The organism is Alienimonas californiensis (assembly GCF_007743815.1).
Taxonomy (GTDB): domain Bacteria; phylum Planctomycetota; class Planctomycetia; order Planctomycetales; family Planctomycetaceae; genus Alienimonas; species Alienimonas californiensis.
Genome location: NZ_CP036265.1, coordinates 1782057 through 1797136 on the forward strand (window position 1 = coordinate 1782057; position 15080 = coordinate 1797136).

16 protein-coding genes are annotated in these 15080 nt (G+C 70.6%); 2 read left to right on the plus strand and 14 right to left on the minus strand.

Annotated elements, in window-relative coordinates; genetic code table 11:
- The first annotated feature begins 153 nt into the window (after window positions 1–153).
- On the plus strand, window positions 154–2268 hold the full coding sequence (locus CA12_RS06820; RefSeq protein WP_145358108.1) for a S9 family peptidase: 2115 nt from the start codon (window positions 154–156) through the stop codon (window positions 2266–2268).
- Window positions 2269–2352: 84 nt separating this feature from the next.
- Here the strand turns inward: CA12_RS06820 and acpS are convergent, their stop codons facing one another.
- The 11 genes from acpS to CA12_RS06875 all read right to left on the minus strand — a co-directional run bounded on the left by acpS (window position 2353) and on the right by CA12_RS06875 (window position 10328).
- Window positions 2353–2736 (minus strand): holo-ACP synthase, encoded by a 384-nt coding sequence (gene acpS / locus CA12_RS06825; protein WP_145358109.1) that lies wholly within the window; start codon window positions 2734–2736, stop codon window positions 2353–2355.
- Entirely contained in the window at window positions 2733–3725 is a 993-nt protein-coding gene (gene trpS, locus CA12_RS06830; RefSeq protein WP_145358110.1) for a tryptophan--tRNA ligase, read from the minus strand. Before trpS ends, acpS begins: the two co-directional genes overlap by 4 nt.
- A 10-nt stretch (window positions 3726–3735) precedes the next feature.
- Complete coding sequence (locus CA12_RS06835) at window positions 3736–4698, minus strand: dihydroorotate dehydrogenase (protein ID WP_145358111.1); 963 nt, start codon at window positions 4696–4698, stop codon at window positions 3736–3738.
- A gap of 190 nt (window positions 4699–4888) precedes the next feature.
- Window positions 4889–5122, minus strand: a complete 234-nt coding sequence (locus CA12_RS06840; protein WP_207622166.1) for a hypothetical protein — start codon at window positions 5120–5122, stop codon at window positions 4889–4891.
- A 414-nt stretch (window positions 5123–5536) separates the two neighbouring features.
- Window positions 5537–6028, minus strand: a complete 492-nt coding sequence (locus tag CA12_RS22440) for an HU family DNA-binding protein (RefSeq protein WP_207622167.1) — start codon at window positions 6026–6028, stop codon at window positions 5537–5539.
- Between the two features lie 129 nt (window positions 6029–6157).
- On the minus strand, window positions 6158–6439 hold the full coding sequence (locus CA12_RS06850; protein ID WP_145358112.1) for a hypothetical protein: 282 nt from the start codon (window positions 6437–6439) through the stop codon (window positions 6158–6160).
- 9 nt (window positions 6440–6448) lie between these two features.
- The gene (locus CA12_RS06855) at window positions 6449–7264 is read right to left on the minus strand and encodes a hypothetical protein (RefSeq protein WP_145358113.1); all 816 of its coding nucleotides are present in this window, start codon (window positions 7262–7264) and stop codon (window positions 6449–6451) included.
- 109 nt (window positions 7265–7373) lie between these two features.
- Window positions 7374–7700 (minus strand): YkgJ family cysteine cluster protein, encoded by a 327-nt coding sequence (locus CA12_RS22750; protein WP_242688148.1) that lies wholly within the window; start codon window positions 7698–7700, stop codon window positions 7374–7376.
- Window positions 7701–7909: 209 nt separating this feature from the next.
- Window positions 7910–8314 (minus strand): hypothetical protein, encoded by a 405-nt coding sequence (locus tag CA12_RS06865; RefSeq protein WP_145358115.1) that lies wholly within the window; start codon window positions 8312–8314, stop codon window positions 7910–7912.
- A gap of 128 nt (window positions 8315–8442) precedes the next feature.
- Window positions 8443–8988 (minus strand): hypothetical protein, encoded by a 546-nt coding sequence (locus tag CA12_RS06870; RefSeq protein WP_145358116.1) that lies wholly within the window; start codon window positions 8986–8988, stop codon window positions 8443–8445.
- A complete protein-coding gene (locus tag CA12_RS06875) occupies window positions 8985–10328 on the minus strand; it encodes a WD40 repeat domain-containing protein (RefSeq protein WP_145358117.1) in 1344 nt (447 codons plus the stop codon). Before CA12_RS06875 ends, CA12_RS06870 begins: the two co-directional genes overlap by 4 nt.
- A 42-nt stretch (window positions 10329–10370) precedes the next feature.
- On the opposite strand from CA12_RS06875, the gene CA12_RS06880 reads away from it, so the two are divergent.
- The gene (locus CA12_RS06880; protein WP_145358118.1) at window positions 10371–11174 is read left to right on the plus strand and encodes a hypothetical protein; all 804 of its coding nucleotides are present in this window, start codon (window positions 10371–10373) and stop codon (window positions 11172–11174) included.
- A gap of 36 nt (window positions 11175–11210) precedes the next feature.
- Here the strand turns inward: CA12_RS06880 and CA12_RS06885 are convergent, their stop codons facing one another.
- From CA12_RS06885 to CA12_RS06895, 3 genes are all read right to left on the minus strand, one after another.
- Window positions 11211–12248, minus strand: a complete 1038-nt coding sequence (locus CA12_RS06885) for a hydantoinase/oxoprolinase family protein (RefSeq protein ID WP_145358119.1) — start codon at window positions 12246–12248, stop codon at window positions 11211–11213.
- 88 nt (window positions 12249–12336) lie between these two features.
- Window positions 12337–13365, minus strand: a complete 1029-nt coding sequence (locus CA12_RS06890) for an ATP-grasp domain-containing protein (protein ID WP_145358120.1) — start codon at window positions 13363–13365, stop codon at window positions 12337–12339.
- A gap of 206 nt (window positions 13366–13571) precedes the next feature.
- The gene (locus tag CA12_RS06895) at window positions 13572–15080 is read right to left on the minus strand and encodes a sulfatase family protein (protein WP_145358121.1); all 1509 of its coding nucleotides are present in this window, start codon (window positions 15078–15080) and stop codon (window positions 13572–13574) included.

Genomic DNA, 15080 nt, shown 5'->3' on the forward strand with positions numbered 1-15080 from the left:
ACCGTGCGTCACCCTCACCCCCGGCCCCTCTCCCTCAAGGGAGAGGGGGGGAATCCCAAGTTCGCCCCCCCTCCCCCGGCGTCGCCCGCTCGCTTGCGGTTTCGGGGGCGAATCCGAACAACGGCGTGCCCCCTTTCCTGTCGGAGTTCCCGGATGACCCGCCCCGTTCTCGCCCTGCTGGCCCTCGCCCTGTCGGGCGTCACACCGGGCGCCCTCCCGCTGGCGGCTCAGGACAAGCCGCACCCACTGGAGCCGGACGATTACTTCACGATCCGGGCGGTCGGCAGCGTGGCGCCCTCGCCGGACGGCAAACTCGTCGCGTTCACCCTCACCGGCTGGGAGGACGACAGCGACGACATGAACACCGACCTCTGGGTCACGCCCAACGACGACGACCCCGCCACCAACGGCACGCGGCTGACGTTCGACCCGGCCGGCGATTCCTCCCCGATGTGGGCCCCGGACGGCAGGACGATTTATTTCCTCTCCGCCCGCAAAGGCGGCGACGAACCGCCGACCGACGGCGACACGCAAGTCTGGAAGATCGACGTCGACGGCAAGAACCTCTCCGCCGTCACCCGCATTAAAGGCGGCGTGGAGGCCGCGGCGGTGACCGACGACGGCTCCGCCATCTTCTACACCGTCCCTCGCGAAGTCGTGGAGGACGACCTCGCCGGGCTGCGGAGCAAATATAAAGACCTCGACTACGGCCACGGCAAGGTCAAATACAGCACGCTGATGCGGCTCGATCTGAACACCTGGCGCAGCGAGGAGCTGATCGCCCCGGACCGCTACATCCGCAGCTTCGGCGTCAGCCCGGACGGGAAAAGCGTGGCGATGGTCACCGACCCGGACCGCAACCTCATCACCCACGAGGGCGAAAGCCGCGTTGAACTGCTGGACGTCGGCTCCAAAAAGGCGACGACAATCACCAAGGACGGCTGGCGGAAGGAGCACCCCTCCCCGTACGGCTGGATCGACGCCCCCGCCGTCTCGCAGGGCGGCAAGGTCGCCTTCACCGTGGCCTTCGACGGCTACCCGGCCGAGTTGTATGTCTATGAAAAAAGTGGCGACGGCTGGGCCGCCTCGCGGTTCGCCACCGACGGCGCGGTGACGATCTACGACGGCTCCGCCCACTTCGTCGACGGCTCCGACGCCGTCGCCTACATCGGCGAGGACCACGGCCGCGCCCGGGTTTATAAGGTCTCCGACATCACCCCGCAGGCCAGCGGCGAGGCGAAGAAGGCGGTCGTCACCCCCGGCGACGTGGTCGTCTTCAGCTTCGCCCTGCAGGACGGCCGCCCCGCGATCGTCTCCGCCGGCACCCCCACCGAACTGGGCGACGTCTGGCGGGTGGAGGGCGAGAAATTGACGAAGCTCACCGACGTGAACCCCCAGACGAAGGACTGGGCCTTCCCCGAGGTGCAGCTTTACAGCTGGGAGGCCCCGGACGGCGCCCCGGTCGAGGGCATCCTCGAACTGCCCCCCGGCTATAACAAGGAGAAGGACGGCCCGCTGCCGTTGGTCGTGGCGATCCACGGCGGCCCGACCGCCTCGGAGCCCTATCTGCGGCGATTCCGCATCTACGGCCGGGCGCTAATGGCGGCGAAGGGCTACGCGATGCTCTCCCCCAACTACCGCGGCAGCACCGGCTACGGCGAAAAATTCATGGTCGACCTGATCGGCCGCGAGAACGATATTGAGGTGGAGGATATTCTCGCCGGCGTGGAGGCCCTCGCCAAAGACGGCCTGATCGACCCGGAAAAGGTCGGCGTGATGGGTTGGAGCAACGGCGGATTCCTCACCAACGCCCTGCTCTCGCGGACCTTCACCGCCGGCCTGGAGGGAAAAGAATACGGCTTCGCCGCCGCCAGCAGCGGCGCCGGCGTCGTCGATCAGGTGATCCAGTGGGGCGTCGAGGACACCCCCGGCCACGTCATCAATTACATGAGCGGCAAGCTGCCCTGGGAGAACCCGGAGGAGTACGTCGAGAGCAGCCCGCTGTACACGTTGAACAAGACGAAGACCCCCACGCTGATCCACGTCGGCGGCTCCGACGCCCGCGTCCCCCCGGAGCACTCCAAAACGCTGTTCCGGTCGCTCTATAACTACCTCGACGTCCCCGCCGAGCTGATCGTCTACCCCGGCGAACCGCACGGCCTGATGAAGAAAAAGCACCGCGCCGCCAAGCTCGCCTGGGACCACGCCTGGTTCGACAAGTACCTCAAGGGCGAATCCGACGACGAAGAGAGCGACGACGAAGACTGACCCGCCCCCCGGTTCGCCGTCGCCGCGAGGCGGCGCGCCCGCTCACCCGGGTGCACGCCGCCTAACGGCGACGGCGAACCAGGGTCAGCTGAGAAGGATCACCGTCGCGGTCGCGTAGGCCTTGCAGTGGGAGATGGTGACCATCACCCCCTCGACGGAGCCGCCGCGGGTGTGCAGCACCTCGGCGGCGCCGCCGGTGACGGTCATTACGGGGGCGCCGCTGGGTTCGGGGAGGATTTCGAAGTCGTGCCAGCCGACCGGCGGGACGAAGCCGGTGCCGAGGGCCTTCATCGCGGCCTCCTTGGCCGCCCAGCGCCCGGCGTAGTTCTGGGCGCTGTTCTTATGCTTGTCGCAGTACGCCCGCTCCGCCGGGGTGAAGACCCGGTGCGTAAAGGACTCCCCGTGCCGCTCGATCAACGCGGCGATCCGGTCGCATTCAATAATGTCCGTCCCGAGGCCGACGATCATCGCCGCGCCGCCAGCCCGCAGGCGACTCGCACCCTGTCCAGCACGGTGCCGCCGACGTCGCGGGCCTTCGCGGCGCCGGTGCGGAGCACGTCCTCCACGTCGTCCGGGCGGGCTTCCCAGGCGGCCCGGCGCTCCCAGGCCGGGGCGAAGTAGGCCGTGGCGGCGTCGATCAGGGCCTTCTTCGCCTCGCCGTAGCCCATCCCGCCGGCCCGGTACTTCGCGGCGAGTTCCTCCCGCTGCTCCGGCGTGGCGAACAGCTTGTAAAGCGTGAAGACGTTGTCCCCCTCCGGCTCCTTTCTGTCCTCCACCGACAGGCTGTCAGTGACGATCGAATTGCACTTTTTCTTGAGCTTCTTGGGCGACTCGAAAATCTCGATCGTATTGCCGTAGGACTTGCTCATCTTCTCCCCGTCCAGGCCGATCACCTTCGCCGAATCGTCCAGTACGTAGGCCCTCGGCGGGACGAGCACGTCCGCGGAATAGATATGATTGAACCGCTCCGCGAGGTCGCGGGTGATTTCGATGTGCTGCACCTGATCGGCGCCGACGGGGACCGTGTCGCTGTCGTACAGCAGGATGTCGGCCGCCTGCAGAATGGGGTACGTATACAGCCCCGCGTCGGCCGGCAGGCCGCGGGCCTTCTTCTCTTTATAACTGTGGCCCTTGTCCAGGAGGTGCATCTGGGTGACGGTCAGCAGGGCCCAGAACAGCTCCGTCACCTCCGGCACGTCGGACTGCCGGAACAGCGTGGCCCGGTTCGGGTCGAGGCCCAGCGCCAGCAGGTCCAGGGCGGCGTCGCGGGTGTGCTGCCGGAGCGTCTCCGGCTCCCCGCGGATCGTCGTCAGGGCGTGCAGGTCCGCGAGGAAATAAAACGCCCGACCGCCCGGCGTCTCCGCCGCGGTTTGCAGGGCGATGTATTGGCGGATCGCCCCGAAGTAGTTCCCCCAGTGGAACCGGCCGGTGGGCTGAATGCCGGAGAGGACGCGCATCGTGTGTTCTCTAAGCCTTCGTCGGGGCCGCCGGCGTGCCGGCGGCCTGCTGCGTTTTCGGCGGGCCGAGCGTGCCGACCAGTTCATTCACGGAACCGAGGCCCTCCTGCTCCAGCGCCGCGGCCAGTTCGGTGACCAGGCGGCCGGACACGGTGGGGTCGGCGAAGTTCGCGGTCCCGACCTGCACGGCGCTGGCGCCGCAGACGAGGAACTCCAGTACGTCGTCCACCGTGCGAATCCCCCCGCAGCCGACGATCGGCACGTCCACGGCCTGCGCGACCTGATAGACGACCCGCAGGGCCAGCGGTTTGATCGCCGGGCCGGACAGGCCGCCGATGCCGTTGCCCAGCACGGGGCGGCGGGTGCGCCAGTTCACCGCCAGCCCGGTGAAGGTGTTCACCAGCGTGACGGCGTCCGCCCCGGCGTCGGCGGCGGCTCGGGCCACGCTGGGGACGTCGGTCACGTTGGGGGTCAGCTTCGCCAGGATCGGCAGCCCGCAGGCGGCCCGCACGGCGGAGACCACCGCGGCGGCGCCCTGCGGGGTGCGGCCGTAGTCCACCCCGCCGCTGACGTTCGGGCAGGAGACGTTCAGCTCGATCGCGTCGGCACCGCCGGCCTGCTCCACCTGGGCGGCCATCACGGCGAACTCGTCGGGGCTCTTGCCGGCGACGTTGGCGATCACCGCGGTCCCCAACCCGGACAGGTAGGGCAGGTGATGGGCGCAGAAGTGCTCCACGCCGTCGTTGTCCAGGCCGATGCTGTTGAGCATCCCGGCCGGGGTCTCGACGGTGCGCGGCGGCGGGTTGCCGATCCGCGGGAGCGGGGTGACTGTCTTGGGGACGACGCCGCCCAGCGTGGACAGATCCACCAGCGGGGCGAACTCCCGGGCGTAGCCGAAGGTTCCGCTGGCGACCAGAATCGGGTTCGCCAGCCGCAATCGGCCGAGAGCGACGGAGAGATCGGGGGCGGGCACGGCCGGAGTGTACGCCCGCGGCCGGAGGCCGTCACGTTGCCCCGACCGCTTCGCCGGCCCCGGGAGGGCGGGATGCACGTCGCTTGCGGTTTCGCGGGCGCTGAGGAGTCCTCGGGCGCCGCGAAACCACAAGCGGGCGACGCACGGGGAAACCGGGCGCGCGAACCGTTTGGTCGGCTGCCCGGCCCGCTCAGATGATCCCGCCGTGGGTACGGTAGGGGGTGGCGGTGTCCGGCAGGTCGAGGAACCAGATGCGTTCCCAGATGCGGGTGATGTGGCGGAGGTTCTCCGACACGTACAGCAGCTGGCGGGCGCGTTCGTCCCGCTCGGTGGCGTAGATGGGGACTACGCAGCCGGTCTGGATCGCGGCGGCGCCCAGCAGCAGGGCGAGGGCGGCGGCCGCTTGGAATCGGCGAGCCTTCACAAGCCGATCCTTTGCGGGGCGGGTCGTCGTGGGGGTGGTCATGAGGGGCTCTCTCCCAAACGGCCGCGGGGCCGGGCGGATACCGGGTCGGGACGCACGCCCCCGTCCGACTTCGGCGAACCGAGCGTCGGGCGTGGGGGCCGGGCCCGGGGCGGCCCGGAGGACCGCCGCGACCCGTCATGCCGGATGAATCGGCCGCTCCGCCCGTTGGCTTCACGCCGCTTGCCCGGCGGGCGCCGGATGGCGGGGATTTTCCGCCTTTACGGGCCGCGGAGCCCGGTTTCCCTTCGCGGCCGAACGGGTTCGCCGCCCGGTTCGCCGTCGGTTTGAGCCCCGAACGTCACGGGGCTGCGGCTTGATTTGGTGCGCCGCACGCTCGGGGGGCTGACGCCCCGCCGCTCGCCTTCTCCCCTCTCAGTCGCCGGCGGAGGTTGCGGCGGGCGGGGGGTCGGGCCGCACGGGGAGGCGGTCGGCGCTCTGCGGCGGGGCCGGGGCGTGCGGGGGGCTCTGGGGCTGGGCGTAGCCGCGGCCGGCGGCCGGGGCCTGACCGGCGGGCGGCGGGGGGGCGAACTGCTGGGCGTGCCGTTCGCGGAGTCGGGCCTCCTCGGCCTTCTCGCGCTCGCGGCGCTCCATCAGTTTGACGCGCTCCTCCATCTCCTTGCCCGGTTTGAAGGCGACGACGTAGCGGGCCTTCACCTCGACCGGCTCCCCCGTCTTCGGGTTGCGGGCCTGCCGGGCGGCCCGGCGCTTCACCTCGAACACGCCGAAGTTCCGCAGCTCGATGCGGCGGTCGTCCACCAACGTGTCCACGATGTGGTCGAAGGTCATCTGCACGACCTCCTTGACCGCCATCTGGGTCAGCCCCAGCTCGTCGGCGATCGCCTTGACGATCTCTTTTTTAGTCACCGGGGGCGGACGGGGTTGGCGGATGCGGGATTGAGCGTGGCGGCGAGCGACGCCTTTCGCACTGTAGGAGCGGCCCCGCCGTAATATCAAGCAGGTGCGTCCGTTACGGCGAACGGTCGTCCGCCGTCGTCACGTCGACGGCCGACTCGTCTCGAATCGCTCGCCGCCCAGGTACAGCCGGATCGTCTCCCGCCAGCCGCGCACGTCGCGGCGAGGCGGCGCCTTGAAGTAACGGCCCATCCGTCGCATCGGCGCCTTGCAGTTCGGGCAGGGAAACGGCCGCTCGGGCACGGCCGGGTCCCAGTTCGACGAGCCGGGCTGCTTGAAGCTCACCCGACACTCAAAGCAGGCGAAGTGCACCGTGTTCGTCGGGTGCGGTACGCCCGGCGTGCGGTCGGAGGTCGAGGACATGCCGGCAGTCTAAGCCGCGAGCTTCGCCCCGCTCAGCAACTGCCCCTTCAGCGCTGCGGCGTAACCCGGCGGGTCGACGAAGAACTCCGGCGGCAGCACGCGGTAGGTCTGCATCGAGTCGAACACCCGCGTCCAGCCGACGGCCTCCGCGATGTCGAAGCAGCGGTGGGCCCGGCGGACGCGCTCCTCCGTGTCCTGAAAATTGCGGAACCAGAACCAGGTCCACCGCGGAAAATAGGCGAACCGCACCGGCGGCTTCATCACGCAGGCCCGCAGGATCGGGCAGTCGAACTTGGCGAACTCCTCGTCCACCTTCGGCCCCACCGTGACCGTCTGTTCCCGACGCAGCACGCTTTGGAACAGCTCCCGCCGCACGTCTGCGTCCAGCAGGCGGCCGCGGCGGCTCGCCTCGTGGATCGTCGCCATGGCCGGGACGAGGTCGCCGCCGACGAGGACCGTGGCGTCGGTGGGGTCGTTCAGTTCCGCGGTGAGGTAGAACTGGCTGTAGGTGTCGACGAACACGCTGCGGTTGGCCTCTTTGAAGCCGTCCGCGAAGCCCTGCAGCATCGCGTGCCGGCGGATCATCTCTCGGCCGTTCAGGGCGTAGCGGTAGGAGATGACCCGGCCGAGCGTCCCCGTCGTCTCGAAGAAGCCGTAGGCCCAGAGGGCGCCGTGGGCGGCGATCTCCGCGAAGGCGTGATTGCCGCCGCTGTCGAGGTAGATCCGGTGCAGCAGCGCCGCCCGCTGGCGGATGTCCGCCGGCTGCCCGGCGAGGGCGGTCGCCTCGGCCCTCAGCGCGGCGTACCGGGCGGCGAGGTCCGACATGGGGGCTTGTGGGCGAAGAACCGGGGAACCGCCAGCGTACCCGGCGGGCGGGGCGCGGACGTCACCGGAATTCGCGCCGCCTACCGGCGACGGCGAACCGGGGCGGGCGTCAGAGCGATCGCTGGTTGGCCTGCCGGCGGATGTCTTGCAGGCTCACTAATTGGCCGACGCCGGCGCCGGGGCACTCGGCTTTGGTCCGCTCCCAATCCGCGGGGGTGTTCAGGTTGGAATCCCAGAACGGCCAGGTCCGGCACTGCACCGGGCGGGCGGCGTAGACGGTGCATTTGCGGGTGTTCGGGTCGAGGAAGGTGCAGTCGCCGTTCGCCCGCTCCCGCAGGGAGACCCGGCCGCCGATCAGCCGGGTGCGCTTCAATCGCAGTTCCATGAGGCTGATCCCGGCGGCCTCGGCGATCGCGGCCTGCTCCTCGTCGTCCACCCAGATCGCTCCCGGCGCCCCCGTGCAGCAGGCCCCGCAGGCGGTGCACGAGAACCGCAGGCCGTTTGCGTACCACGGCTCATCGTTTACCAGCCCGGAGCGCGAGCTCCGGCGGTCGGCCGCCTCTCGAACGGGGGCGTCCCCTGTCGCTCGCTCCGCTCGCGGGCCGGAGCTTGCGCTCCGGGCTGGTAATGGGGAATCCGGTTCGTTCATTCCGGTGAGGAACGCTGAGGCATCGGGCGGGTGTAGGTGGCGCTGGTGATCACCCCGCCGGGGCCGTCGCGGCGGAGGTGCACCTCCAGCACGTCGTACCGCCCGGCGAACGGGCTGGCGGCGACGGTTCGGTCCACCGTCTCCAAGGTCGCGGCGGCTTGCGGCGGCGGGGGCGCCGGGCCCCGTTCCGGATCGCCGGCGCCGGGGTCGAACGGCACCTTCAACATGACCTGCAACAGGGAGACGTCCGGGTCCGGCCGGCGGCGGCGGCCGCCCTCCACCCGCGGACTGCTGCCGGGCAACGCCTCCGCCAGGGCGTCCGCCAGCGGGCGGTAGTCGGCGGTGCGGGTGTTCCAGAACCAGAACAGCCCCGCCGTCGTCACGCAGCCCAGGCAGATCATCCCCACGACCAACCAACTCCCCCGGATCGAGCGGCCGCGGGACGGCGTCGCCCCCCTCGCCGGTTCGTCCGCCGGTGCGCGATCCGCCGTCGTTGCGTGAACGTCCGCCGTCCTAAGTTCGTCCGCCGTCACTTGCGCAGGCCTCCCAGGGCCGCCTCCGCCTCGCCGTGCACGCGCTGCGGGGCGCGGATCACGAGGACCTGATACAGATCGAAATAACTGGCGCTGGACGGCCCGCCGTTCACGTCCCACGTGTCCGGGGCGACGGTGGATTGAATCAGGTCGATCAGCCGGCGGGCGTTCCGCATCTCCATCGGCCCGGCGAGGGTCTGCCGGCCCCGCAGACGGTTCGCCGTGGAGACGCGGCCCCGTTTGAGATCCCGTTCCCACCGCAGGCCCTTGCGGATGAGGTCGTCGCGGGTTTCGGTGAGTTTATAGGTGAGGGAGCGCCGCAGGTCGTGGCGTTGGGAGTCGCTCAGGCCGCGGACGGCGTCGACGCTGCGGAGCAGCCGCACCCCGCCGGGCACGGTGGCGGCGGCCGGCAGATCGGGGTCGCGGTCCAGCAGCACGAAGGCGTCGAACCGGGCGCGGAACTCCTCCGGCGAGAGCGGCCGGGCCTCCTCGGCGGCCAGCAGCGCCGGCAGGGAGAGCGTCAGCAGGGTGGCGGTCGTCATGGCTCCGTCTCCGCGTCGGGGGCGTCTTCGTTGGAGTCTTCGTCGGCCGGCTCGTCGTCGGCACCGGCGGCGGGCGGTTCGGCGGTGAGGTCGGCGACGCGGAGGAGCCGCACGGCGCCGGCGTCGTCGCCGACGGCCAGCAGTGTCCCGTCCGGGGAGAGGGCGAGGCTCCGCACCGGCCCCGCAAAGTCCCCGATCGCTGCGAGGTCCCGCACCTTGCCGGCGGGGCCCTCTGCCGTCTCGTCCCCTCCGCCGTCCGCCTGCTCGCCTTCCGCCTTGGGAGCCTCCGGCTCGAACCGCCAGACGCGGAGTTCGTTGCCGTCCTTAGCCCGCCCGCCGCTGCCGGTGGCGAACAACGGACGGGCGTCCGGTTCCTCCCCGTCGGGCGCCGGAAACCCGAGCGCCGCGTTGACCGGCCGGGCGTGGCCGGCGTAGCGGCCGACGGGCTGCGGTTCGCCGGTCCCGGCGAGCCTGGACAGCCGGGCCACCTCGTCGGCCCCGCCGGTGAGCACATAGCCGCCGCCGGCGCTGAAGGTCACGCACTCCGCGGCCCGGGTGTGCTCCGGCAGGGGGAAGAGGGTGTCGAGCGTCACCGAGTCCAGCAGGAAGGCGGGGCCGCCCTTCGTGTCCCGGTTCGGGTCGCCGAACACGACGGCGATCCGGTTCCCGTACACCGCGAGCCCCCGGGCCGGCACGCGGGACTCTTCGCCCAGCGGCTGCACGATCTTGGTCGGGTCACCGACGCTCCGGGCACCGCCGTCATAGACCCACTTCCGGACGGTCCCGTCCTCCGCGGCGGCGTACAGGGGAACGGCGTGATTCTCTCCGAGCCCAACCCCCAGCCCCGTTACGTAGCCCCGAGGCCCGGCGATCTTCGTCAGTCCCTTCCCCGTCGCTGGCTCCCAGCGGGTGACGCGGCGGTAGTCGCCCACCGTCAGCACACCGTCCTTGATCCGTTCGATATCGGATTTGTCGGACGGAAGGAAGCGGGGCCTTTCAACCTGCCACAGCAGCGCCTCGGCGAAGCCGGAGCGGGTTTTGAGGGTGCGGACCGGCTTCCCGTCCTCCGCCCCCAGCAGTTCGACCGCCTCGAAGGTGCCGACGGCCAGCGTCTCGCCGTCGGGGCTGAAGGCCAACGCGGTGACGCGGTCCTCCACCGTCGCCGTCCAGACCGCCGCCGGGGCCGGCGGGCCGTCGGCCGGGGCGGCGGGGCGTTGCAGGCCCTCGGGCAGCTTCAAACCGTCCGGCAGGCCGGGGATCTGGGCCGCGGCGGGGAGGGCGAGCGTCGTCGCCGACAGCAGCGCGGCGGCGAGAAGCGGCAGGCGGGGCGAAGCGGGCATCCTCCGATTATCCTCCCCGGCCCGTTCCACGCCACCGCCTTCGTGTCCGCCGCCGTCTCCCCGACCGTCGCCCCGCCGCCCGCCGACCCCGTGCGGATCGCCGTGCTCGGCCGGTCCCGGTGGGCGCTCTGGTGGCGGGACGAACTGGCGGACGACCCCCGCTTCGCCCTGCTCGAACCGGACGACGCCGACGCCCCCGAGCCCGACGCCACCCTCCGCGGCGACGCCGGCCGGGTGACGATCGAGGTCCCCCACGGTCCCGACGCCGATTCCTTACCCTTCCGCCCGGCCCGGTTCACCGCCGCCTTCGCCGCGGCCCGCTCGGCGGTGGAGTACTTCGAAACCCGACCGCTCAGCGGGACCCCGCGGGACTTCACCCTCGTCGAGCACACCCAGACGCCGCTCGGGCCGTTGGAGGAACACGGCACGGCCGTCGATCGGCTGGAGGCCCGGTTGGACGAATTGCTGGCGCTGTCCGAGTGGACGGCGCCGCGGGTGGTTCACGCCACGCGGATCGAGCGGGGGGAGGAGACGACGCTCGCGGTGCGCCTGGAGGACGCCGCGACCGGCGGGACGGCGCTGATCGAAATCGTCCGCGGCGCCGCGGTGCGGTGGGAGAGCGGATGGAGCCTCCGCACCCCCGCCGGCGCCTACCACGAAGGCACGCTCACGACCCGCGAGCCCGGCGGCGAACTGGCCGCCCGGCCGTGGACGGGGGAGGCGTCGTCGCCGTTGAACGCCCTGCACGCCTGGCTCGCCCACGGCGAGGCGTGGCCGGTCACCGCGGAGCAGACGCAGGCGGTCGCGGCGTTGATGAAGGCGATCGCAGAGAAGACGCCCGCCTAAGCCGGAGCCATGGCTCCGGCTTAGGCCCGCGTCTTCTCAACACCGTTCGTCGCACAGCCGCGCGACCGCGTGGGCCGGCAGGCCGGCGGAGACGGCGGGGGAGAGCAGGTCGGATAGGTCGATCGGCGTCGCGGATTCCAGCCCCGCGACCCGTCGTACCGGATCGCCGATCAGGTCGGGGCCCAGAAACCGCCCGGCGCCGGCGAACAGAACGTGGTCGAAGACCCGCTCCGTGAGCGCATTCTGCACCTCGAGCGTGTGGCGAACCAGTTGGCACTGCTTCGCACGGAACTCCGCCGCGAGACGGTCGATCTGTCGGTCGGTCAACTCGGTCCGATCGGCGAGCGCCATCTTCGCCACCCGGGTCCGGGCGTGTTCGGCGGTGGCAGGGCGACCGTCGGCGGTATTGAGGTTCGTCGGCTCCTCCGGGACCTCGCCGCTGATCAGATACAGATCGTGGGTCGTGGCGAACAGTTCCGCCGCCGGGCAGATTTCGACCTCGCGGCCGTCTCCGGTCCCGATCGCGACCGGCCACAGCGACGCCAGCGGCGTGCGGCCGACGCCGGTGTAGATCAGTTCGCGGCTCTTCAAACGCTCCAGATCGGTCCGCCCGGTCGGGACCGGCACGCCGTCTTCGAGGGGGATCAGATCCGTCGTCGTGGAGCCCATATCGATCAACAGTGCCGTGCCCTCCGGTACACAACGGCCCACGAATGTCGCGGTCGCATGCCAGTTCGCCGCGGCGGTGAGTTGCCAGAACTCCCGGGCCGTCTGCGGGTCCACGAACTCCCCGCTCGTCTGCCAGACCCAGACCGGGCGGCCGTTCGCCACTTCGTCCACGGCGTCGAGGATGTGGGCGACGCCCTCGGCCTTGGTTTCGAAGCAGTCGCACAGTTCGCCGGTCATGGTGACCGCGAAGCGGTCCGCCGGCTCGAACCGTGCGCACAGTTCCCCCAGCGCCGCGGCGAGGCCGGCGGGGTTCTTCCAGAGGGCGAACGGGACGGAGACGGCGCGCTCGTCGCCGTCGGCGGCTTTGAGGTTCGCCCCGCCGATATCCAGGCCGAGGACTCGCATAAATTCACCCGATTGGAACCGCGACCGTCAGGGAGCCGGCCCCCCGCGGTCGCATTGTCACAGAGCCGGCTCCCTGACGGTCGCGGTTCTACGGCGACACGTCCACCCGCCCGCCCTTCGTGAACGTCGCCGTGCCAGGTCGCCACCGCAGCGGGGGGAAGGGGCGTTCGGAGAACAGCAGCCGCTCGGCGAGGTTGTCCGGCGTGAGGGCTCGATAACCGAGGTAGCTGGTCGTCAGCCGGGGGTTCACCTCGATTAGCACCGGGTCGAACGAGCCCTCAAAAGGTTCGTCGGGAATGACGAAGTCGATCCCCCACCACCCCCGCAGCCCGGGGACGGCCTCATAGACCTGAGCGACAAGCCGGCGGACGGCGGCCTGGTCGATCTCCGGCGCCGGGATCATCCCGCCGTGATAGGAGAGCCGGCCGGGGGAGCCGTCGATGCGAACGTCCTGCACCCCGGCGGGCAGCGGGTCGTCGTTGATGACGGCGACGGAGCAGGGGCGGCCGGGGATGTACTGCTCAGAGAAATAATGGTAGAGCGACATCCAGACGTCCGGCGGGTCGCCGATCTCATTCAGCTCCGGCGAGAGCGCCGTGAAGTCAGCGTTGTCGCGGAACAGGATCGCGTCGCCGCCGGCACCGTCTTCGAGCTTGCGAACGAAGGGGAACGGCAGCGGTTTCACGCCTTCTAAAATCGCTGGGCGACGAACGCCCGCCGCCGCGGCGATGCGGTGCAACTCCGTCTTGTCCCCGGCCTGCTCGACCGCGCTTGCTGTGCAGCCGAGCCAAGCGTCCCCCGTGAATTCGCCGTATTGATAGGCTCGCATACCCAACGCCTCCTCCGGGGCGATGTGCAGCGTGCGGTCCGCCTTTCCGAACTGCTCGCCGAAGAACCACGGCTCCTGGCGAACCGACGGCACCTCGACCACCTCCACCCCCGGCACGCCGAACGGCACCAGGCCGGCGGCCCAGGTGACGACGACTTGAACGCCGTCGACCTGCGCCGCGTCCGCGGCGAGGGCCCGCAGCATGGCGGCGCCCTCGGGGAACAGCGGGTTCGCCTCCGCCTGATGGACGGCCCCGCAGGTGAGGTGTTCGGAGAGGAAGACGCGCATCGGATCGGCACAGTACCCCCCTCGCCCCCTTTTGGGGGAGAGGGGTCGGGGGTGAGGGGGCAACGACGCCCGATCGCGGTTCACGATCCGACCCGCTCGCCGCGGGTTGGTTCGCCGCTGCATGAGCCGGGGCGTGCGAACCGTGCGTCACCCTCACCCCCGGCCCCTCTCCCTCAAGGGAGAGGGGAGTACGGGACTCGCGGACCCTACTTCACCCGGCCGATCGGCCGCACCTCGTTGCCCTGCGCCTTTGTGCGGCTGTCGCCGAGGGACTGGCGGGCGGCGTCGGCGAGTTTCTCCAAACGGGCGACGACGTCCGGGTGGTCCTTCGCGACGTCCTTCGTCTCGGCCTTGTTTCGCCGGAGGTTGTAGAGGCCGCCGTCGGTGCGTTCCTGCACGTACTCCGAGGGCGTGCCGTGGCGGCCGCCGGCGCTCAGCAGGCTGCGGTACTCATGGGGGAAGTGCAGCTTCCAGTCGCCGCTGCGGATCGCCTGCAACTCGCGGCCCCAGTAGAAGAGGAGGGCCTCGTGCGGGCTCTCCTTTGTCTCGCCCTTGAGGAGCGGCAGGATCGATTCGCCGTCGATGACCCGGTCGTCGCCGAGGGCAGCGCGGAGGTCCTCGCCGATCAGGTCGGCAACGGTCGGCAGCAGGTCGATGGCGCCGCAGGGGGCCTCGCAGACCGTGCCGGCGGGGATCGTGCCGGGCATGTTGAACAGCGTGGGCTCCCGCTGGCCGCCCTCCCAGGTGGTGCCCTTCCCCTCGCGGAACGGGCCGGCGTCGCCGCTGTGGGTGCCGTAACTCAGCCACGGGCCGTTGTCGGAGGTGAACACGATCAGCGTGTTCTCCCGCAGGCCGTGCTTCTCCAAGGCCGCCACGATCTGCCCGACGGACCAGTCGATCTCCATGATGACGTCGCCGTACAGCCCCCGGCCGCTTTTCCCGGCGAACTTATCGCTGACGAAAATGGGTACGTGCGGCATGCTGTGCGGCACGTAGAGGAAGAACGGCTTGTCGGCGTTGCGGTCGATAAAGTCGACGGCGTGCTCCGCGTTCCAAGTGGTCAACAGGGCCTGGTCGGGTTTATCGACTGCCGCGATCTTCACCTGCGGCACGCCGGCGTTTTCGCCTTCCAGCGGCGTTTCATACAGCGGCAGGGGCGGGAAGCCCTGCTTGCGGTCGGCCTGAGCTTTGCCGAACTTCGCGTAGGCCGGGTGCAGCGGCCACATGTCGTTGGAGTACGGCAGACCGAACCATTCGTCGAAGCCCTGCTCGGTCGGCAACAGGCTCGGGTGATCGCCGAGGTGCCACTTGCCGTAGATCGCCGTGGCGTAGTCCTGCTGCTTGCACAGTTCGGCAATCGTCAGTTCGTCCGGGTTCAGGCCCACGTTGGAGTTCGGGCCGAACGCGCCGGAGATGCCCAGCCGGTTCGGATAGCAGCCCGTCAGCAACGCGGCTCGGCTGGCGCTGCACACCGCCTGGGCGGCGTAGAAGTCCGTGAAAACCATGCCCCCTTTCGCCAGGGCGTCCAGGTGCGGCGTCGCGATGTCCGTCGCCCCGCTGAAGCCGGCGTCGCCGTAGCCCATGTCGTCGCAGAAGACGATCACCACGTTCGGCGGGCGGCTCTCGGAGGAACCGGCCTCCTCGGCGGCCCGGGCGGGCGGAACCGACAGGCACGCGGCGAACAGCAGGGCGACGAATACAGCGGGGCGAGGCAT